Source organism: Flavobacterium sp. YO12, from assembly GCF_004119495.1.
Classification (GTDB): domain Bacteria; phylum Bacteroidota; class Bacteroidia; order Flavobacteriales; family Flavobacteriaceae; genus Flavobacterium.
Window position 1 is genome coordinate 17,476 of record NZ_NRQU01000046.1, and the last position, 21,469, is coordinate 38,944.

Genomic DNA, 21,469 nt, shown 5'->3' on the forward strand with positions numbered 1-21,469 from the left:
ATATTTACTAGTAACAAACAATAAAAATATGAAGAAGTTTATATTGATTTTAGTTGGGTTATTCATGGCAAATCAGATTCAAGCTCAGGCAGGAATATCTGTATCGCCAGGACGTTTATATTATAAATTAAACTCTGGGGCATCGGGTTCTCAGTATGTCTCTTTAACAAATCCTACAGATAAAGAACTTGAAGTAGGTGTTTCTTTTAGCGACTGGGAATATGAACCGTCTGGCAACAATAAAATTGTACCGGCAAATACGCTTCCAACTTCATGTACAGATTGGATACAAATATTACCATCATCTTATTTTGTTGTAAAACCGGGTGAAACTAAACAAGTTGAAGTGCTTTTTAAAGTTCCTTCAACTGCTGATTCCTCTGTGCCTGTACATACAGGTATGATTTTCTTTACGCAGCTTAATCCCGGAACGGCAACAGATCAAAATGGTGCCGCTATACAAGTAACCGTAAGAATGGGTGTAAAAGTGTATCATAGTTTTATTAAAGAAAATAAAGTTGTTGTTGATTTTGTTGATTTCACAAGTTACGCTGATGATAATAAAAATAAAATCATTGAACTAAAAATCGAAAATCAAGGCGATTTATGGACGGATGGAAAGGTAAAATGGGAATTATTTAATAATAGCACCGGAAAAAAAAGCACCTTAAAAGAGTCTGAATTTTACACGCTTCCAAAGGACATTAGAATCCTAAAACAACAATTACCAGCAGATCTTGCTAAAGGGAACTACACCGTTTCGGCCATTTTAACTTATGGCGAAAACGACCTTATAAAAATTGCTGAGTTAGAATTTAGTCTATGAAACAAATAATAACCTTTATCGTTTTTTTCTTATGTGTACAATATACTGCTACTGCACAGTATATGCTGGGTGCTTATAATAATGGGCAGCCTGTATTTTCTACTTATGCAGAAATGGTCTCAGGAAAAACATTAAACAATCAAATTTCTATTCCAATACAGTACTATGGTACTAATATGGATGTAAACGAATGGAAACTTACGGCAAGACTTACACAGGATTTTACCAGTGAAGTAAACAGCGCCTATACTGTAGGGGCTCAATATGCTTATTTAAAATTTAACAGTCAAGAAAACAGCGGATCAGCAAATGGAATATTTATCAATGTTCCAAACCAAGTATTTCAGCTGAGCAAATACAATGAAATTACTCTTATTCACAGCAATGTAAACTTAAATGGTGCCGTAAACAGACTTTTTAGATATAACTTAACCATTCAAGGAGGAAATCATTTATTGGTAAGTCCAAACGGAATGTATAATACATCCTATGAATTTAAGCTTTATAAAATAAGCAACGGAACAGAACAATTAATTGGCATCTACACCTCGCCTATTGGTGACGCAAGGTTTCAGTTGTCTTTTGGAGGAAATTTTGGAAGTCAAAGCGTTATACTGCAAAATGGTGCGCAGCAGTTTAATTTAAACTACAGTACGCCATCGGATTATACCGTAGAAAAATCGGTTACAATTCCAAATGCACTGCGAGTTAACACTTATAATTCACAGCTGGCTGTAGAAGCTTCTGGCGATTTTATATCGTCAACATCATCGCAGACACTGCCGCTTTCTAATTTAAAATTACAATTAAGTACAAATCAAACTTATAAAGGATTACAAATAATTTCTCCGGTAACGCTATCGACCACAACACAGCCAGTATCGATTAGATCCAGCAGTACACCTCAGGATATAACGTACAATGTAAAGTTTTTCATTCCTGCTAATAGTCCGGGACTAAATGTTAATCCGGGAACATACAGCACTAGAGTATATTTTGTAATAATGCCCAATTAACCCTTTTTTATAATGCTGAGTAAATTCTATAAAATAGTATTGTTTTTTACTGTTTTGGGATCAAGTTTAAGCGCTTGGTCACAAGATGGCCGCTTTACTATAGAATTCACAAATAATAAAATTGAAACAAACAGCAAAGAGGTTATAGAAGCTTACGTAAAAATTGTAAACACCAGCTCTAATCCTATTGAAGGAATTTTTGATACTCAAAGTAATCACGAAGATATTGACCTTTCGCAGCGAAAATCCAAAAACATAACACTAGCCGCCCACGACAGTATTTTTATTCCTGTAAAAGCTATTGTCGCTGCAACTGCCAAAGCAGGAAACAAAAGCACTATAGAAGGAATATTTACGATCTCTGGAACTTCAGTTGCTAAAAGTGTTTTTTTACCCGTTTTAATTCGTGAACGTAAACTGGTAAAAGTTATGCTTTTGGAAACAAACATAATCTACGAAAGAACTGGTGATAGCCTTGCGATACCAATTCGTATTTCTAACGAGGGCAATACCGCTCAAAAAGTCACCATTTTAGCCCGTTATCCTGATTTTATTACTCGAAGTGCTATAGAAAACAAGGACATCAACATCCCGGCATTTACTGATACTACTGTAGTCCTGAAAAAAATAGTAAACAAGACTATATTAAATCAAGAGGATTTTACCATCAATATTACGGCACTATATCATAATGGCGATATTATCACTAACGGTACGGTAAGAGCCAGTTCTATTAGACAGGACCGAAGATATGTTATGCCATACAGTCCTGATTATAATTATGATTTCAACCAAACCAATCAGGTTACGGCAAGTGTACAGCATAACAGTGACAATACAAATGCTTACTTTTTGTATGCCAATGCTAAAGCCGAAATAAATAAAGGCACTTTGCAGGCAAATTTAGACATGAACTGGTGGGAGAATTCAGATCAAGTGTTTTTAAGAAATACTTGGCTTGGATACAGTCAAAAGAACTTTGGAGCTACAATTGGAAACGTATCGAAGTTTTTTGACATGAATCTAATTGGACGAGGCGCCGAAGCTTTTTATAAACCCAATAAGAAAAACACTATTGAAGCTGGTGCAATTGATAAAACATTTAATCTGATCGACAATCCTAGTTTGTCTTTTGGTAAATCCGCATGGGCTGTATTTACCCATAATAATGGATGGATGCAGAAAAAAGGTTACGAAAACACAATTATCTATGATGATGACACTTATTCCGGAACCAAAAACTATCTGGCATCATCTCGTTTTTCATTGTATTCATCAGAAAGTTTTAACCTTAGGTTTGGCGGTGCTGTAAGTAATCTAACTTCTAATATGGAAACTGGAAACAAACTCGGCGGCGCAGGAGAACTTCAGTTTAATGGTAAATTTAAAAATTTGTTCTACAGCAGTTCCAACTACCTTAGCTCAGGTTATTTTTCGGGAATGAGAAAAGGAGTTGTAAACCTAAATGAACGAGTAAATCTGCCTGTCGGTAAATATAACATTTGGGGAGTTTACAATTATTTATCGGCAAAACCAGAAGCATTTGGAAATCAATTTACCTCTACGCATTTTTCAACAGCACGTTATGACATTGGAGCATCTCGACGATTTTCTTCATTGGTAGTATCGCTCTCTCCTTATTACTATACTGAAAGTCGTAAAGAACAGCTTACAAGCACGCTTACTCCAGAAGAATACTCAATGAAAGCAGCCCGAATGACTTTGGGTTTAACCTACTTTAATGCTCCTACAAAACAAAATTTATCGTTGTCTTTTGAGGGTGGACTTTTTTCTGCTAATACAATTGAAAACAAGGAGTTTCATTTCAAAACAAACTTTATTTACAGTTGGAAATTCTTTAATCTTCTAGCCTTCTATCAATACAATAACTTTTACTTAGGAGAAATCATTGCCAACTCACAGTTAGGCATCAACGATACATACACCAATCTTACCATCTCTCCTACTTTACAGCACAAGTTTTTTAATGATAAACTAAATGTTAATGTTGGAATGGTGTATTCTAAAAACAGCATAATTAGTGAATCGCTTCAGTTTACTGGACGTTTGGATTATGATGTAACAAAAGATTTCACGGTTTTTCTTTACAATTATTACAGCGATTTTTCGACTAGTATAAACACATTAAATACGATTCAAGTTGGACTTACAAAGCGTTTTAATCCTATAAAAATTGATAGATCAAGAAATGAACTTGAAGTTTATGTTTACTATGAAACGGGAAACAAAAACGAACCAGCTGTAAACCAACTTGTAATAATTGAAGGAAAAGCGTTTAGAACTGATACTAATGGAATTCTAAAATACAGATCGTTACCCGAAGGTACATATTCTGTAAAACCCGTTAATACAAATGAATGGTATGCTGACGAAGTAAAAGTGAATGTAAATAAAGATACCAAAATTGCTATTGGATTAAATAAAACAGCCGCTATTAAAGGATCAATAACTTATATTACAACTGATAAAAGCTTTGATATAACAAAGAAAAAAGGTGGTCTGCCGCTCATTGCAATTGGCGATAACGGAAAAGCGTTTACAACCAAAACGGACGAAAACGGAAGTTTTGTATTGTATGTTCCAAAAGGATCTTACACTGTTAGTCTTGAAAAAACAGGTCTTTCAGAATATGTTGAGGTTGAAGACAATAATCAGATTGTAAGTGCTGAACCTAATGTTATTCAAGAAATAAAATTTACTTTAAGTATTAAGGAGAAACGTGTAGAAACAAGAAAGTTCAGCTCGAGCGGTTTTAAAAAACAATAGGTTTATTTAAATCAAACTAAAGATTTATTGCAAAGATTTATTGCAAAAAAAATACACCTGACATTCTACTTAAATGCCAGATGTACATACAAATCAATCTTAAAAACTAATTTTTATTTTACGGTATAGGTCATTCGGTTTGCTTCGCAAACCCTGAAATAGCCTAGTGCAAAATTGTTTGCGTCAGTAGTATTAATAATATTTCCTCTTATATTGCCGGGTGCCGCAGCAAAAGGATTCGAATTTGTTACCTCCAGAATTAAACTCATATAATTAGAGAAATTTTTAGAAATACCACGATGTGTAATATTTAAAACTTTTCCCGGCTTTAAATCTGTATCTGTAAATTTTTCATTTATTTCATTTCCATTAATAAATTCATCACTTGTAGATGTGTATTCCGGAAAAGGCAGAAAATCAGTTTTATAATCTGTCAGATAATAATTTGCCTGATCGGCAGGGTCTTTATAATAAAATGTTACCACAATAAGGTCTGGTCCTGAAATATCGGCCATAAATTCCTGATCTATTTTGTCAATTGGCGGTACACTAATTAATTTTTCAGTCGCTGTTAAACTCTGTCCATCAACGTCTACAAATAATTTGTATTCCATATTAATTACAGGAACAAAATTAGTACAGACATATAAACCCGGCTCAGATTCATTGAATTTAAAAACAACTCCATTGCTATTCTCTACTCTCACCTGTGCTCCTGAAACCTTTGGCGTAGTGGCACTGTAATAAGGAGCCATTCGGGTTATTTTTATCGATTGTTGACTGCCGTCAGTTCCTTTTTCCCAAATGATTTCAGCATCAATTACTATTTTGGGATCTCCTGTTTCTAAATCAAGTTCCACAACCTTATCGCAAGATGAAAAAAGTAAAACAAAAAGAAGACTGAATAGCGTAAACGCTTTACTTTTAAAATTGTATTGTTTTAATCTAAGCATACTATTAAAATTTAAAATTATAAGAAACACCAGGAACTAATCCATAAATAGACAATTGTCTAGACTCGTTCATTCCTGTATCATTATTTTGTGCAAACGTGATCGATGCAGCATTTTGCCTATTATAAAGATTGTAAATACTAAATACCCAATAGCTTTGCCATCCTTTCTTTTTATCTGGTTTAGGAGTATAAGTTGCGCCAATATCTAAATGATGATAAGCTGGAAGTCTGTTTGAATTTCTCAACGTATAGTTAGGTATGTTTCTTCCGCCAAATTCGTAGTAACCATTTGGGTATGTTACGGGCTGACCTGATTGCAAGCTGAAATTAGCATTGAAAGACCATTTAGGATTGAATTCGTAATTTGCTGTAACATTCAAATTATGCAATTTATCATAACCAGACAAATACCATTCGCCATTGGCAATACCTGGTTCTTCAGGTGTTCTTCCAGGTGTTTTTTGTTCTGCTTTAGACAAAGTATAAGAAACCCATCCTGTAAAACGACCCGTATTTTTTCTCAATAATAACTCCATACCATAAGATCTTGCTTTTCCGTTCAAGATATCTTGTTCAATATTATTGTTACCTAACAAATTTGCTCCGTCAATGTAATCAATACGGTTTTGAATCTTTTTATAAAATAATTCACCTTCAAAAGAGTACTCTTGATCCTTAAAATTTTTGAAATACCCTGCTGCATATTGATCCAGCAATTGTGGTTTTGTAAAAGGTCCGCTTGGCGTCCAGATTGTCATAGGCAAAGGAGCACGGGTATTAGACAACATGTGGATATATTGAGCCATTCTGTTGTAACTGGCTTTTACAGAAGTTTCATCATTAAAAGCATATGATAATGCCAATCTTGGTTCAAAATTATTAAAAGTGCTAATGGTTTTTCCTTTTCCGTAATAAGTACTTCCAATTGGAGTTCCTTCTTCATAAATATGATATAACGGATTATAAACTACTGCTTCTCCATTTTCATAAATATTGATACTTTCGCCTCCCAAACGATTAAACATACTGTAACGAAGTCCGTAACGAAGATTTAATTTTTCTGTAATTTGATTCTCAACATCGAGATATGCAGAAGTTTCTAAAGCGTATTTTTTATCTAATTGTTTATAATTATACTGCGAATCAACACCGTACGGCTGTACAGTTCCAGGATTAAAATCATAATATAAACCGTCTATACCATAGTTAAGTTTAAAATTATCTGATATCGTGTGGCTCCAGTTGTATTTTAAACCATAGTTGGTAATCTTACTATCCCATTCAAGTTTTTGAAAGGGTATCTGCAGATTAAATTTGTAATCACTGTAAAAAAGAGAAAGATTTGTATTTAAGTTGTCCGAAAACCTATGTTTCCAACTAAACGTTCCCATAGTATTACCGTAGGTACTGGCAAAAAAATTATTAATATCAAATAAATCATTTCCCATATAACCAGAAAAAGCAATCGAGTTATTTGCGCCTAAACGATAATTTAACTTCGCATTAATGTCATAAAACATAACCGAACTTTTAATATCAGTAAGTTTTAAAAATAAATGAGCATAAGAAGCACGACCAGCAATAATAAACGAACCAACATCCTTTTTTAAAGGACCTTGCACTAAAAGACGGCTTGAAATAAGACCAATACCTCCATTTACTTTATAATCAGTAAGATCTCCTGTTTGCTGACTTACATCAAGAACTGACGAAACACGACCTCCAAATTTAGACGGAATACCTCCTTTGTATAAATCTAATCCGCTAACGACGTCTGCATTAAAAATAGAAAAGAAACCAAACATATGTGAATCACCGTATACAGGAGCGCCATCCAGAAGAATTAAGTTCTGATCAGCAGCACCTCCACGCACATTAAAACCAGAAGAAGCTTCGCCTGCATTTGTAACCCCCGGTAAAGTCAATAATGATTTTAATGGATCTGGTTCCCCCATTGCCGTTGGTAATCTTTTAATTTCTGCCATCGAAAGCTTATTAACACTCATTTGTGTATTTCTAACATCAACAGCTTTGTTACCAGTAATCACAACCTGCTCCAGCTCGTGACTATCTGGCTCCATATTGAATCTTACCTTAGTATCATCAGAAACTGTAACTTGCTTTTCTTTATTTTTAAAACCAACATAACTAATTATAACCGTATAGGTGCCTTTGTCCAAATCCATAGAAAACGTTCCGTTAGCATCTGTCGAAGCACCTGCAGCAATCTCTTTGATGTAAACATTAGCACCAATAACAGGTTCTTTATCTTCATCTAGAACTTGTCCTGTCAGCTTATTTTTTTTTTAGTTGTTTTTGCAGCTTTATGCTTTACGAAAATATTATTACCTACAACCGAAAATTGAACCAATGCAGTTTTATTAAGCTGATTAATAAGCTCTTTTATTTCTACATTGTTATAAACACCTTTTTGAGTAAAATACTTTTGATTTGTATTTATCTGATCCGTAAAGGCAAATTTATAATCCGTTTGATTTTCAATTTGCTTAAAAAATTCTTTTAATGTTACTGTTTGATCTACAGTTACGCTTATGTTTTGGGCACACATACACCAACTGAATAAAAAAAAGCATGCTGAAATTATACACTTCATGAAATTTTGTATTTTTGAATATTATTAAATAGACAGCTTTGTGCTGTCTTGACTTTGGGAAGGATGTTTAGTTTCGCGGCTAGGACATCCTTTTCTTTTCTACTGAAAAGTAATCTGCTTTAATTTCTCATTTACTTCAAAGTTTAGGTTATACATTTCTGATATTAATTGAACAATTGTTTTTAAATCTTCCTTTTTGTTTATTCGAACTGTAATTTTCTGGCTGCGGTATTCTTCAGGAATAGTCACTTTATAACCATAGTTTGTTTCAATATAAGTACAAACAACGCTGAGTTTCTCATTATCAAAATCTGTGAATCTGTTAAAGTGAGATACTGAAGCTGTTTCTTCTCCATAAGTAAATTTTTCACCTGGTTTAAGTATCCATTTTTTATCTTGGTTTTTCACACTCATCTCAACACTTCCTTCAAAAAGCTCTACAGTCACCCCCTTTTTAGTATAGCCTTCAACTGTAAAAGAAGTTCCTAATACGGTCGTTATTGTTTCATTACAAAAAACCTGAAAAGGATGTTTCTTATCTTTCTTAACTTTAAAATAGGCACGACCAGTAACTTCAACTTTTCTGTCAACAGCAAAATTATTGGCGTACACAATTTTAGAATCTGGGCTCAATTCGACACTTGAACTGTCTGGCAATGCCACAATTTTTAATATTGAAGTCGAATTTTCAATTGTAATTCCAGCAAGATTTACACTGCTGGCCGTAACATCTTTATTAAAGTAAATTCCAGTACCAATGAAAATAAAAACCAGCACCGCTGCCGCCGCTGCATAATAACGCCATGGCTTAAACTTTTTCTCTTTTACAGGAAATGCTTTTGCCTGAAATGCTTCCCAGGAAGCTTCTTTTTCACTATCAGAATGCGCAACGGGAGTTTCTTCCCATAGTTTTTTCAATTCCTCCTCTAATTTCTTTTCATCCATATCTTTTGAGCGCTAAAGTTTTTGACAATGAAATCCTTGTTTATTAAAAACGCCATAAACCATTTCTTTTATTTCTCTATTGGTTTCAATTCGTAAAATTTTATTAGAATCCTCCAAATCAAAATTCATGATACAATCAGAAATGATAAACTGCAGAAGTGCAACCATAAAGCTTGCATCTTCCTTGCTTTTTACATCTGTTTTATAAGATTCAATATGCATTTTAAGTTCTCTTTTTTTATATATAACAAACGAGAACAGAAAAGTTCCTAATGATCTTCTATTTTTTTTCGAATAAATTTACTGGCGAGATAAATATGATTGGCAATAGTCTTTTCAGAAAGATCTGTAAGCTCTGCAATCTCCTTATAGCTAAGGTTTTCCAGTTTATGTAGTGTAAATATTTTTTGCTGCTGTTCAGGAAGCTGATTTATGAAGTTATACAGTTTTTCTTTTCTTTCTTCAAAAACTGTGGTATCAGTATCTTCCTCTTCAAATTCAAATCGCAGAGAATCAAGTTGAACTACTTTGTTTTCTCTATTAACATGATTAATAATGATGTTTTTGCATATGGTAAACAATTGCTTGTCAAACAAAACATCTTCATGCAGTAATTCTCTCTTATTATAAAGTCTTAAAAAAGTTTCTTGAATAAAATCCTGCGGAGTAAGAACTGTAAAATCAAATCGTTTTGCAATACTTATCAGCTTATCGTAGTAACTTAGATACGCTTTCTTGAAAGCCTCCTCATTACCATTCTTTAAACTTAATATAAACTTTCTATTGTCCATAATGCAAATACGATAATTAGTCTTAACTCAATGTCTAAAATAATATTGTATTTTAAAATTGGCATTAAAGACTTTTTTACTTAGTTCCTTAAGCAAATCTTAAGCTGCAAATTACAGGAATTTAATTCGAAAAATGAGCAACGTGAAAAGAAAATAGTACAAAAAAAGTATTCTTTTCAGCTTTATTAGCGCTGATAATCCCAAAAAACACAAATTTTTATCTTACAAAAAATAAGCGTATTTTTAACTGTTATTTTCTTTTTAAAATTCAGTTTTACAATTTGCAATCATTCCTTAAAAAAAATCGTTAAAAATTACAGAATACAGAACTTATAAATTGTTTTTATCATAAATAAAGTAAATAAGTCCTTTTCTATGAAAGAAATAAACCAAACCGAAACTACCTTGCACTCCCTTCAAAAAAGAATTGTTGCTTTTTTCTCGAAAAACGGGAAATTGTTAGGTCAAATTACCTTGACCTTAATTTTCTTTATAATTGGTTTTTGGTTTATAAAAGAAGAACAAAGTGAATTGTATCAGATAAAAAACAGTATTACCGCAGCGCAGCCACAATGGATTTTGGTTGCCGTACTTGTTACAATTCTATATATTTTTCTTCAAGGTTTATTGTATGTAGTTTCGTTTTCTGCCATTGGAGCTAATATCAGCTGGAAAGATGCCAACGCTTTATTTATAAAACGAAATTTTATAAGTGTATTTCTTCCTGCGGGAGGTATCACATCACTTTTATTCTTTACCGAACGTTTGTCAAAAAAAGGAACAACGAAAACTGAAATTCATTTAGCCTCTGCTTTATACGGATTTGTTGGAATTTTATCAGTCGTACTTCTTGCAATACCTCTCTTTCTTTTTTCTTTATTAAAAGGAAGCATCGGCTATAGCGAATGGCTGGTTTTAGGACTTGTTATCTTTATTCTGCCGCTGCTTTTTGTTTTAATTAATTCGATTATTCAAAAAGGGAGTTTTTATAAATTTCTGCTGAAAAGTTTCCCAAAAACAGAACGTTTTATAACTGATTTGCAACAGCATAAAATCAATAGAAAAAGCTTTCTTAAAATTGTACTTTGTTCTTTATTAATTGATCTTACAGGAATTATACATATCTATATTGGTATGAAAGCCATACAGGTCGAAGCTTCTCTCCTAGCTGCTTCAATTGCATATGTAGTTGCCGTAATCTTTTTAATAGTTTCTCCTTTATTAAGAGGTCTTGGCGCTGTCGAAGTCTCTATGAGCTATATCTTAATTAAATATGGTTTTAATAATATGGAAGCCGTTGCAATAACACTATTCTATCGTGTTTTCGAGTTCTGGCTGCCGTTGCTTGCCGCTGTATTCTTGTTTGCTTCAAGAATCCAAAAACTGATTTTGCGTATAGTTCCTGCACTGCTTTTGTTTGTACTTGGTGTTATAAATATTATTTCGGTTGTAACGCCTGCCATTCACAGCAGACTTTTAACTCTTAAAGATATTCTGCCTATTGAAGCTATACATACCTCAAACTATTTGGTGCTCACTACTGGTTTATTTCTACTGGTAACGGCAGCTTTTATGCTTAAAGGACTTCGAATGGCTTGGTGGTTTGCCGTCTTATTATCTATAATTTCACTGATTGGAAACCTTACAAAAGCAATTGATTTTGAAGAATCTGCTATTGCATTTTTAGTACTTTGCGTTTTAATTGCGACACGAAAAGAATACTATATCAAAACAAATCGTAGACTGAGTCTTATTGGTTTACAAACTTCATTATTAAGCATATTAGCCGTTTTAATTTATGGAGTGCTTGGCTTTTATTTCTTCGACAAAAAACACTTTAATATTGATTTTAGTTTTATAGAATCTATTCGATATACACTTCAAAACTATTTTCTAGTTGGCAGCGATAATCTGCATCCAACAGGAACATTTGCGATGCATTTTTTACTATCGCTCAAAATCAGCGGATTTCTTTCTTTTGCTTTCTTAATTTTTACATTGGTAAAACCTTCAATTCTAAAAAACACTGTCACTGCACAAGAAAAAGAAATTGCCACTGTACTTCTAGAACAATATGGTAATTCGAGTTTGGATTATTTCAAAACCTATTTTGATAAAATGCTTTTTATTTCAAAGAATCAAAATGCGTTTCTTTCTTATAGATTATCAGGAAACTTTGCGGTTGTACTAGAAAATCCCGTTGGACGTGATGAACAAGAAATCTGTTCTTGTATTCTTGAATTTGATAAATACTGTTATGATTATGGATTAAGAAGTATGTTTTATCGCATTCCTGAAGCCAACTTAAAATTGTATACTCAAATGGGTAAAAAATACTTTTTTGTTGGTCAGGCTGCTGTTGTAGATTTACAGGAATTTCATCTTGAAGGACAAAACAGAAAGTCTTTGCGCAACTCTATAAAAAAAATCACCGATTTAGGTTTGCGAGCTGTTATTAACGAGCCTCCAATAAAAGATGGTTTACTACAGCAAATAAAAGCCGTGAGCGATCAATGGCTTATAGAAACTTCACGAAAAGAAGTACTTTTTTCTCAGGGCATTTTTCTTTGGGAAGAACTCAAAAAACAAACCATTATAACGGTAGAAAATAACGAAGGCAAAATTCTTGCGTTCTTAAATATCATTCCGGATTATAAGAAAAATGAAAGCACTTACGACTTAATCAGAAAAACAAATGATGTGCCAAATGGCATTATCGATTTTATGATGGTAACACTTTTCAATCATTTAAAATCACAAAATGTTTCTTTTGTAGATCTTGGTCTTGCGCCTATGAGCGGAATCGAAAACCCGCAGACTATTCAAGAAAAATCAATGAAATACGCTTATGAAAAACTAAAATCATTCTCCCATTATAAAGGCCTTCGCGATTTTAAAGACAAATTCTCTCCTTCATGGCAAAATCAGTATATTGTATTTAATGATGATTACGATTTGCTTCAAATTCCGCAGGTTCTATCAAAAGTAATTAAAAGTTGAGTCGAAAGTTGTAAAGTTGAAAGTCTTAAAGTCCAAAGTCATAAAGTCAAAAAAAAAGCTCCGGAGGAGCGGAATACTTATAGAAATTGTATACCCCGTGATTTCAAGCTCCAGAGGAGCGGAACCTGTATTTTTTAAAAATATGTCGCTCCTCTGGAGCTTTTTGTGCATAGAAATAAATTGTGCTATAAATATTCCGCTCCTCTGGAGCTTTCAAAACAAACAAAAAACTCTGCAATAGCTGGTATTCAATAAAAAAACGTTTAACTTAATTACATTCAGCTAAAACTCAATGTTATTAAGTTAAGGAAAAATTTGTAATGCCTTAGCAAGCAAATATCTAACCTTTACAGAAATAACAATATTGTGTTTAAACTTTGCGTCTTAGTACCCAATGGTTATCGGGATCGTGAGATTAATTTTGTCTTCTAAAAGCTTAACTTAATGACATTGAGCTAAAGCTGGAGGCTATTCATTTTCTTTCCTCTTTTCAAAGTGCCGAAGGATTTCCATAAAATCTGTGGCAAAAAACAATACTAAAAGATCTTTTATTTCTGAGGAAGCAAATCATCTAAATCGGACAATTTATAAAACTTAAGATCATTTAGTTTCATGTACTTGCAGATAAACTCCAAAGTTTCAATTTTTACCTGATAATTTTCGGTTACATTTTTCACTGGTTTATGACCGCACAAAAGCAAAATTTTATTGTTTTTCTTGGCATAATCAAGTAATTCTAAAACATAAGGAATACTAAAATGAATGTGACTGTTATCAATATCAAAAGCAAAAACTATTTTTTTATTATTAAAATAACTATCCTGCTTTTCTGGAACTTCACCACCAAAAGCTCTTCCTCTAATAATTTTAAAATCGGCAGATAATGCCTTATCAAGCGCATCAGATCTTAAACCGTAAGGATATGCAAATGAAGTCACCTTAAAAGATTTCTTTTTCATGGAAGCAATCATAGGATCAATTTCCTGCTTCATATATTCATCGATTCCGTTTTTCTGTACAAATTTTACCGCATTGTAATGATGATAGCCATGACCTGCAATTTCATGCCCTTCTTTTTGAAGCTGCAGCAGTTTTTTCATTTGTGGAGCTCCAATAGAATCTATTCTGCAAACATTAAAAGTTGCTTTCCATCCATATTTCTTCAAAGCCTGATCAGCCTCAAACCATTCATCAACATAAGCATCATCAAAAGATAAAATTACGCCAGCCTCATATGAATTTGGCTCTGGTTTTTGCTTTTTACCGTCACAGCCTAAAAAGATTAGTAACAGTAAAAACGTCATTATTTTGATCGAAAAAGACTTCATAAATTGTTGTAAATTATTTGATAGTAAATTTTGTTGAATGATAAAATTAAGATCCAAATATAAACTTTTTTTGAAATCATTTACTTACACAGCATATAAATAATATGCTTCTATATTCTCTATTATTTTTCTTGTAACAGGTTGTACTTTTAACTATTTTTATAGTCAATAATTTCTCCGCTTTCAGATGATTATAAAGAAAAAAGACACTTGGTTTAAAATGCTCTTTGAATGGAAAGGTTCTGTTCTGCCACAGCTCTTGCCTAGACTTCTATTATTACTGTTATTCTCCTTTACAGTAGTTTATTTTAAGCCTTATCTTATACAATACAACTTACATATAAATCCTGCCATTTTTACTTTGTTTGGAATCGCGCTTGCTATTTTCCTCGGATTTAGAAATAGTGTAAGTTACGACAGATTTTGGGAAGGTCGAAAACTTTGGGGCGCACTGCTTAACGACACTCGATCTCTAGCCAGACAAAGCATTACTTTGATTAATGATAATGCTTATGAAGCAAAACGCGATAACTTCCTTAACTTACTAATCGCATTCGTTTACAGTCTCAAACATCAGCTTAGAGAAACAGATTCGGCACAAGACATGACGCGTCTGCTTCCAAAAGATTTTGCAGAGCAACTTAAAGAAGTACAATTTAAACCTGTGATCATTTTACGTGAATTAGGAATTTGGGTAAAAAATGCCAAATCTGAAAACAAGATTGACAGCATTACCCAACTAGCATTCGAAGAAAACCTAAACAAACTCTCAGATATAGTTGGCGGCTGCGAAAGAATCGCCAGCACACCTATTCCCTATACTTATAGTGTATTACTGCACAGAACCGTTTATATTTATTGCTTTTTATTGTCTTTTGGCTTTGTAGAAACAATGGGATGGATTACACCTTTTATAATTGTATTTATTGCATATACTTTTGTAGCGCTTGAAGCAATTGCTGATGAATTAGAAAACCCTTTTGGACTTCAGCCCAATGATCTTGCTTTAGATACAATGTCGCAAATGATAGAAAACACACTTTTAGAATTGAACAATAAAAAAGTAACTCCAATAACAAATTTAAATGACTATTGTATTTCTTAGTTTATAATAGCCAGCCTTACAATTACATCTAATTATGAATAAAGTATTATTAGTTGAAGACGATCCAAGAGTTGGACTTACTTATAACGTAGACGAAGACAAAACTCTTGTTTTAAGAGGTGGTTCAGGTGTATTTACAGAAAGAGTTCCTTTTGCATGGTTAGGATATGCTTATTGTAATGATGGTGTAGGTTACGGAAGCTACGATAAAACAATCTAACTCCATCATTCGTTCTAAAAGATTGTATATAATTTTTTTTTGATTATCCTTCAGTTCCACCTTTAATGGAACTGAGGGATTTTTTATAGTATAATATATTATTTCAATAACGCAGGCAAAATATACTCCTGTACAATCTTATCTGCCTGAGCATGAGCATAAGGTTTATTATACGCTTTTGATGTAATAATAATCACAAGTGGAAGTTCTTTAAAAACAATAAATTCGTTTCCGCCATTTCCGGCACAATAAAAAGTTTCATAACTCTTACCCTTAAAAACAAAAGTTTTATTCCAAAACAAGTAACCATAAAACTGATTATCTCTTTCCGGAATCTGAATTTGTTTAGTAAACGATTTATCTATCCAATCTTTACTTAATATTTTTTTTCCATTCCAGACACCGTTGTTTTTATACAATTGAGCATATTTTGCATATTCCAGCGAAGTCATTTGCAAACTTCCAGCCGTATTAACCACATTTTGAGGCGTATATTGCCATTGATATTCTGTAATGTTTAAAGGTTTAAAAAGTTTCTCTGCTGCATATTTCTCCAACCCACCAGGAACAGATTTATCCAGAATATCGCCTAATACTACAACTCCTGCTGTAAAATAATCCCATTGACCTCCGTTTGTTTTAGCTTTATTCATTGGTAAATCAAGAGCAAACTTAACCCAGTTGTCTGTTGGATACATGTTTTCTTCGTTTCCGGGCGATTGTCCATCCATGTCAGATCCGTCAATAGCAGAGCTCATCGTAAGCAAATCTTTTATTTTTACCCTGTCTTTTTCAACGTCGTAATGATCAAATTGCTTTAAATCATAGAACTTGCTCAAAGTGACATTTTCATTTTTAATATAACCATCCTGAATCGCTAATCCCATTAAAGTTGAAGCAAATGATTTTCCTGCAGAACGTGTATCGTGTAACGTTTTTCGATTGGCATCATTAAAATACTCTTCCAACATTAATTTACCTTCGCGAATTACCACTACACTTGTTATTTCTTTTAAATTATATTGACCAATAGCCGTATTAAGTTCCTCAATTTTCTTTTTGTCAAAAGGCAAAGCCGAAACTTCCCAGCCGCTATTAGGCTGTATTTCCTGAATCTCGATTTCTTTTGCCGATAATTGAGGCTTTTTTACAACTAATTCTACCTGTCCTTCGGCAATTAAACTTCCCGTTTTAACCTCACTTGTATCATTCAATTTTATATACGGTCTGATTTCTATTTTTAGTAAATGCTTCCCTTCTACTAATACTTTTTCCCCTCCATTATTCTTAAATCTCTCCCACATATAAATTGCCCACCAGTCCTCTCCTTTTGAACTGGTAAGAGGAACGCGAAAAGTAATAGATGTTTTTTTATTTCCTCCAGATCCAAAATTAGCTCCAGAATGAATGTTTTCTTTATAAATAAACTTACCATCTACATAAAAGGAAAATTGAAGATTTCCTAATTCTAAAAGTTTCTCTGCTGGTACATCTGGTGCTAATTGATGCAGATAATTGACAACAGAATTATCCATAAAAACCCTTATATTTAAATCAGATTTGCGTTTAAGCTCAAATGATTTCAGCATATCTGAACTTTTGTATTGTTCTAATGGAATGTTACCATTCATAAAGGTCACTTTGCCTGTATTCGATTTTTGAAGATCAGTTGTAATCGCATCTGCGGGATACAAATTATTGTTTTGAGCCATTAGATTATGGCATACAAAAAGTAGAAACATTGTCAGAATTCGATTCATGATTTGATTGATTTGATTGATTAAAGGCAAAAATAAGTCTCCTAAAACTGTAAAACTTGTACAGAATTAACATTACAATTATTTTTTGAAAAGAATCTTTTTATGTGCAGAAGGGTTTATTCCATTGATTTCCTTAAAGCAGCGATTGAAATGGCTTTGATCTGAAAAACCACATTGATGCGCAATTTCTGTAAAAGACTGGTGTTTAGACCCCATTAACGAAAGCGCCTTTTCAACTTTTAATTTCCTAATATATTCACCCAAAGTACAATTAAAATACTTCGAAAAATCTCGAGAAAGATGCATAGGATGAATATTAAGTATTTTAGATAAATAATCAAGAGTCAGCAAATCGGCAAATTGTTCATGAAGAATTTCGTCAATCATAGTGACCCATTTTGGATTTTTATGCAAGACATCTACAGAGCTTTTTTTAAGTTTAGACAATATTTCCAGCAATAAAGTTTGTGTAGAAAGATCTGAATCACCATCATCAATTTTTGAGGCCCTAAAAATTTTATACATCAGCAGTTTAATATCCGGATTACTAATTTTAGTACTTCCTTCTAAACCATCGCTGGTTAATGACAATTTATCAAACCATTCCTTCTCTATTTCAAGATGAAAGCCTCTTGTAAACACATCATCTGGTTTGATATTATAATGTGCATCTTGCCAATTATGAAACAACAAACTTCCAGGAACACAATTATAGACTTCTTTTTTATTTCCTTCAATCACATTTCCTTCAAGAATAAAAGTAAAATAAGCATGTTCGTGATAATGCCAGTCCACTTTAGGATGTGTATAGACAGTATCTGTCAAAGTAAGTCCTTCAAAACAAATTGTCTTATTTGTTTCTCCGTAAAACTCCCCTTTTTGCGAATGTTTCATAAGTACTTTGAATAGAATTACTGATAGATAAAAAACTTTCTTTTGAAAATTAACGATATAAATATAATAATGATTCCGTTTAAATTACAAAAGAAGAAGCAGTATAAAATAGAAATAGCAGGTTAAACGATTTCATGCCTTATTAATCCAGCTGTTTCCATCTGATAATTTAATATTTCCTGATCACTTATTTTATTTATTATTCGAAACGAACTTAATCTCCTCATTTTAACCATTATCTAAGATATAATTTCTAAATTAGTGATATGGAAACAAATCCGGATGTACTCATTATTGGCGGCGGACTAGCCGGTTTGACTGCGGCTATACATTTGTCTCAAAAGAAACTAAAAGTAATTTTGATCGAAAAATCAAGTTATCCTCGACACAAAGTTTGCGGTGAATATATCTCTAACGAAATCCTTCCCTATTTGCAATGGCTTGGCGCCGATGTTTTAGAACTAAATCCCACCGACATTTCAAAATTTGAATTTACTGCCGGCAACGCGAAAAAAGCTTCTGCAACACTTCCATTAGGAGGCTTTGGCGTAAGCCGATATACACTTGATAATTTTTTATATGAAAAAGCATCAGCCCATAATTGTACTATTATTAATGAGATTGTTACTAATGTATCTTTTGATAATGATATATTCACCATAAATACTTCAAATCAAACTTTTAATGCAAAAATAGTTTTAGGTGCTTTTGGAAAAAGATCAAACATAGATCAAGTTTTGACAAGAAGCTTTATTCATAAAAAATCGCCTTGGTTAGCAGTAAAAGCACACTATTCGGGTAGTTTAGACGATGATCTTGTGGCGCTTCATAACTTCAAAGGAGGTTATTGCGGAGTTTCTAAAGTCGAAAACAACGTCATAAACATCTGTTATCTGGCAGATTATAAAACCTTTAAACAATATAAAAACATTGACGACTATCAGCAAAATGTACTTTATAAAAACAAACACCTTAAAGCCATTTTTGAGAATAGTCAACTTCTTTTTGATAAACCGTTAACTATAAGTCAAATTTCTTTTGATAAAAAGCAAGCTGTTGAAAACCATATTTTAATGATTGGCGATACGGCTGGACTTATTCATCCGCTTTGCGGCAACGGAATGGCGATGGCAATTCACAGTGCCAAAATAGCATCAGAATTAATCTTAAAATATTTTTCGGAACAACAAATGCCTCGTGAAATAGTCGAAAAAAAATATACCGAAGAATGGAATATTCATTTTGGAAAAAGAATGCTTTGGGGCCGAATTCTTGCCCAGATCTTAACTCATAAAATTGTTACAAACATACTTGTTACAATAGCTGCATCGTTTCCTAAAGTAATATCAAGAATAATAAAACAAACACATGGCAAAACAATAGCAATTCACTAAATGGCCGTTAGTACCCAATATAGAACACTCGCTCCTGAGATTATGGATGATTTTTTTCTAGAAGGAGAAGAACTTCAAGCTGCACTTGATCAAATTGCTCGCATAAATCAATTGCTTGGCGGCAACAAACTCACTCTTCACGGAATAAAACAATTGCTAAAAAAGACGGATACTGCCAAAACAATAACAATTGCTGATATAGGCTGTGGCAATGGCGATATGCTGCGAATGCTGGCGAAATTTGGTAAAAAAAATAATCTCAATTTTAAACTTATCGGCATTGATGCAAACGCTTTTACAATAAAATATGCACAAAATTTATCTAGAGAATATCCTAATATCCAATATTATTGCGAAGACATTTTTAGCCCAGAATTTGAAAGCCGAAAATATGATATTGTATTATGCACCTTGACGCTGCATCATTTTACCAATGTCGAAATATTAAATATAATTACTATCTTTAATAAGAATGTTGAGGTTGGAATTATTATTAACGACCTGCATCGCAGCAAACTAGCATATCGTCTTTTTGAATTGATTTGTATTCTTTTTAGTTTGAATAAAATGTCGCGTCAAGATGGACTAGTATCAATTTTAAGAGGATTTAAAAAAACTGATCTGGAAGAATTCTCCAAAAAACTAAACTTAAAAAACTATACCATAAACTGGAAATGGGCATTTCGCTATCAATGGATAATTACTAAAACATGAGTGTAAAAATAGTAACAGTTGCCAAGCAGCTACCGCAATATTCAAGAGAAACGTCCGAAATAATTCCAATGTTGGAAAATTGGCTTCACGGACAAGACGAACGCTTCATCAAAAAAGTCAAAAAAATATTTGAAGGCGCCGCTGTAGACAAACGTTACTCTATAATGGATCCTGAATCTGTTTTTACAGCAACTTCATTTGAAGATAAAAACGATATCTATAGTCGGGAAGTTATTATACTGGGCGAACAGGTTCTACAAAAAGCACTCGAAAAAGCCAATTGGAATCCCGAAACTTTAGACTATATCATTACTGTAAGCTGTACGGGAATAATGATTCCGTCTTTAGATGCATATCTTGTCAATAAAATGAAATTAAGGCAAGATATTGTACGGCTTCCTGTAACCGAAATGGGTTGTGCCGCGGGAATATCTGGAATAATTTATGCTAAAAATTTCCTGAAAGCTAATCCTGGAAAACGTGCTGCTGTAATTGCTGTAGAATCACCAACAGCAACTTTTCAACTTGATGATTTTTCAATGCCTAATATTGTAAGTGCTGCTATTTTTGGTGATGGAGCAGCTTGTTGTTTATTATCTTCCTATGAAGAGGATTCTGGTCCCGAAATACTCGCGGAAGAAATGTATCATTTTTATGATGCTGAACACATGATGGGATTTAAACTCACTAATAATGGTTTAAAAATGGTGCTGGATATAGAAGTACCAGAAACTATTGCCTCCCATTTTGAAGATATTATTCATCCGTTTCTAGAAAAAAACAGCTTAAAAATTGAAAATATAGATCATATGATATTCCATCCCGGTGGAAAAAAAATCATTAATAAAGTAGAGTCACTTTTCTCAGAATTAGAAAAAAACATAAACTCAACTAAAGAAGTACTTAAACAGTATGGTAATATGTCGAGTGCTACAGTTTTATACGTTTTAGAACAAATTATGGACGAAAATCCGCAAGCAGGAGAAAAAGGATTAATGCTCAGTTTTGGTCCAGGATTTTCGGCACAGCGAGTTTTACTGCAATGGTAATATTGCATAAAACTGAACGCGGATTTTACTGATTCGCGATGCGAAAACGCGGATTTAAATGGATTTTAAAA

Annotated in this window: 18 protein-coding genes; 9 read left to right on the forward strand and 9 right to left on the reverse strand. The window is 33.0% G+C overall.

The features are described 5' to 3' along the window. The first annotated feature begins 28 nt into the window (after window positions 1–28). From BOW55_RS14775 to BOW55_RS14785, 3 genes are read left to right on the forward strand one after another with little or no spacing between them, the layout of a single operon-like run. Window positions 29–826, forward strand: a complete 798-nt coding sequence (locus BOW55_RS14775) for a hypothetical protein (RefSeq protein ID WP_129024738.1) — start codon at window positions 29–31, stop codon at window positions 824–826. After that, window positions 823–1,842 (forward strand): hypothetical protein, encoded by a 1,020-nt coding sequence (locus tag BOW55_RS14780; RefSeq protein ID WP_129024739.1) that lies wholly within the window; start codon window positions 823–825, stop codon window positions 1,840–1,842. Before BOW55_RS14775 ends, BOW55_RS14780 begins: the two co-directional genes overlap by 4 nt. Window positions 1,843–1,854: 12 nt before the next feature. Further along, on the forward strand, window positions 1,855–4,629 hold the full coding sequence (locus BOW55_RS14785) for a hypothetical protein (protein ID WP_129024740.1): 2,775 nt from the start codon (window positions 1,855–1,857) through the stop codon (window positions 4,627–4,629). Between the two features lie 113 nt (window positions 4,630–4,742). On the opposite strand, the gene BOW55_RS14790 is transcribed toward BOW55_RS14785, so the two are convergent. From BOW55_RS14790 to BOW55_RS14810, 6 genes are all read right to left on the reverse strand, one after another. Next, window positions 4,743–5,582, reverse strand: coding sequence for a DUF4249 domain-containing protein (locus BOW55_RS14790; protein WP_129024741.1), 840 nt, complete (start codon window positions 5,580–5,582; stop codon window positions 4,743–4,745). A gap of 4 nt (window positions 5,583–5,586) precedes the next feature. Further along, entirely contained in the window at window positions 5,587–7,878 is a 2,292-nt protein-coding gene (locus BOW55_RS14795; protein WP_371414530.1) for a TonB-dependent receptor domain-containing protein, read from the reverse strand. Continuing rightward, a complete protein-coding gene (locus tag BOW55_RS21410; protein ID WP_241686582.1) occupies window positions 7,875–8,198 on the reverse strand; it encodes a hypothetical protein in 324 nt (107 codons plus the stop codon). The genes BOW55_RS14795 and BOW55_RS21410 overlap by 4 nt, the downstream gene beginning before the upstream one ends. Before the next feature lie 99 nt (window positions 8,199–8,297). After that, window positions 8,298–9,143, reverse strand: a complete 846-nt coding sequence (locus tag BOW55_RS14800; protein ID WP_129024742.1) for a FecR family protein — start codon at window positions 9,141–9,143, stop codon at window positions 8,298–8,300. Between the two features lie 12 nt (window positions 9,144–9,155). Further along, a complete protein-coding gene (locus BOW55_RS14805) occupies window positions 9,156–9,365 on the reverse strand; it encodes a hypothetical protein (protein WP_089055026.1) in 210 nt (69 codons plus the stop codon). Between the two features lie 47 nt (window positions 9,366–9,412). Further along, window positions 9,413–9,934, reverse strand: coding sequence for an RNA polymerase sigma factor (locus BOW55_RS14810; RefSeq protein WP_099718437.1), 522 nt, complete (start codon window positions 9,932–9,934; stop codon window positions 9,413–9,415). A gap of 375 nt (window positions 9,935–10,309) precedes the next feature. Between BOW55_RS14810 and BOW55_RS14815 the strand changes: the two genes are divergently transcribed. Next, window positions 10,310–12,934, forward strand: a complete 2,625-nt coding sequence (locus BOW55_RS14815; RefSeq protein WP_129024743.1) for a phosphatidylglycerol lysyltransferase domain-containing protein — start codon at window positions 10,310–10,312, stop codon at window positions 12,932–12,934. A 548-nt stretch (window positions 12,935–13,482) separates the two neighbouring features. Here BOW55_RS14815 and BOW55_RS14820 read toward each other — a convergent pair. After that, window positions 13,483–14,238 (reverse strand): polysaccharide deacetylase family protein, encoded by a 756-nt coding sequence (locus tag BOW55_RS14820; protein WP_241686583.1) that lies wholly within the window; start codon window positions 14,236–14,238, stop codon window positions 13,483–13,485. A gap of 211 nt (window positions 14,239–14,449) precedes the next feature. On the opposite strand from BOW55_RS14820, the gene BOW55_RS14825 reads away from it, so the two are divergent. Both BOW55_RS14825 and BOW55_RS14830 read left to right on the forward strand, forming a co-directional pair. Beyond that, on the forward strand, window positions 14,450–15,367 hold the full coding sequence (locus tag BOW55_RS14825) for a bestrophin family protein (RefSeq protein WP_129024745.1): 918 nt from the start codon (window positions 14,450–14,452) through the stop codon (window positions 15,365–15,367). Window positions 15,368–15,401: 34 nt separating this feature from the next. Further along, entirely contained in the window at window positions 15,402–15,587 is a 186-nt protein-coding gene (locus tag BOW55_RS14830) for a hypothetical protein (protein ID WP_129024746.1), read from the forward strand. Between the two features lie 98 nt (window positions 15,588–15,685). Here BOW55_RS14830 and BOW55_RS14835 read toward each other — a convergent pair whose 3' ends face one another. Beyond that, on the reverse strand, window positions 15,686–17,347 hold the full coding sequence (locus BOW55_RS14835; protein ID WP_129024747.1) for a serine hydrolase: 1,662 nt from the start codon (window positions 17,345–17,347) through the stop codon (window positions 15,686–15,688). A gap of 78 nt (window positions 17,348–17,425) precedes the next feature. Then, the gene (locus tag BOW55_RS14840; RefSeq protein ID WP_129024748.1) at window positions 17,426–18,241 is read right to left on the reverse strand and encodes an AraC family transcriptional regulator; all 816 of its coding nucleotides are present in this window, start codon (window positions 18,239–18,241) and stop codon (window positions 17,426–17,428) included. 266 nt (window positions 18,242–18,507) lie between these two features. Here BOW55_RS14840 and BOW55_RS14845 point away from each other — a divergent pair, with 266 nt between their 5' ends. From BOW55_RS14845 to BOW55_RS14855, 3 genes are read left to right on the forward strand one after another with little or no spacing between them, the layout of a single operon-like run. Beyond that, window positions 18,508–19,635, forward strand: a complete 1,128-nt coding sequence (locus tag BOW55_RS14845; RefSeq protein ID WP_129024749.1) for an NAD(P)/FAD-dependent oxidoreductase — start codon at window positions 18,508–18,510, stop codon at window positions 19,633–19,635. Further along, window positions 19,636–20,349, forward strand: a complete 714-nt coding sequence (locus BOW55_RS14850; protein WP_129024750.1) for a methyltransferase domain-containing protein — start codon at window positions 19,636–19,638, stop codon at window positions 20,347–20,349. It begins immediately after the preceding gene. Then, complete coding sequence (locus tag BOW55_RS14855) at window positions 20,346–21,398, forward strand: type III polyketide synthase (RefSeq protein ID WP_129024751.1); 1,053 nt, start codon at window positions 20,346–20,348, stop codon at window positions 21,396–21,398. The genes BOW55_RS14850 and BOW55_RS14855 overlap by 4 nt, the downstream gene beginning before the upstream one ends. Window positions 21,399–21,469 lie beyond the last annotated feature (71 nt).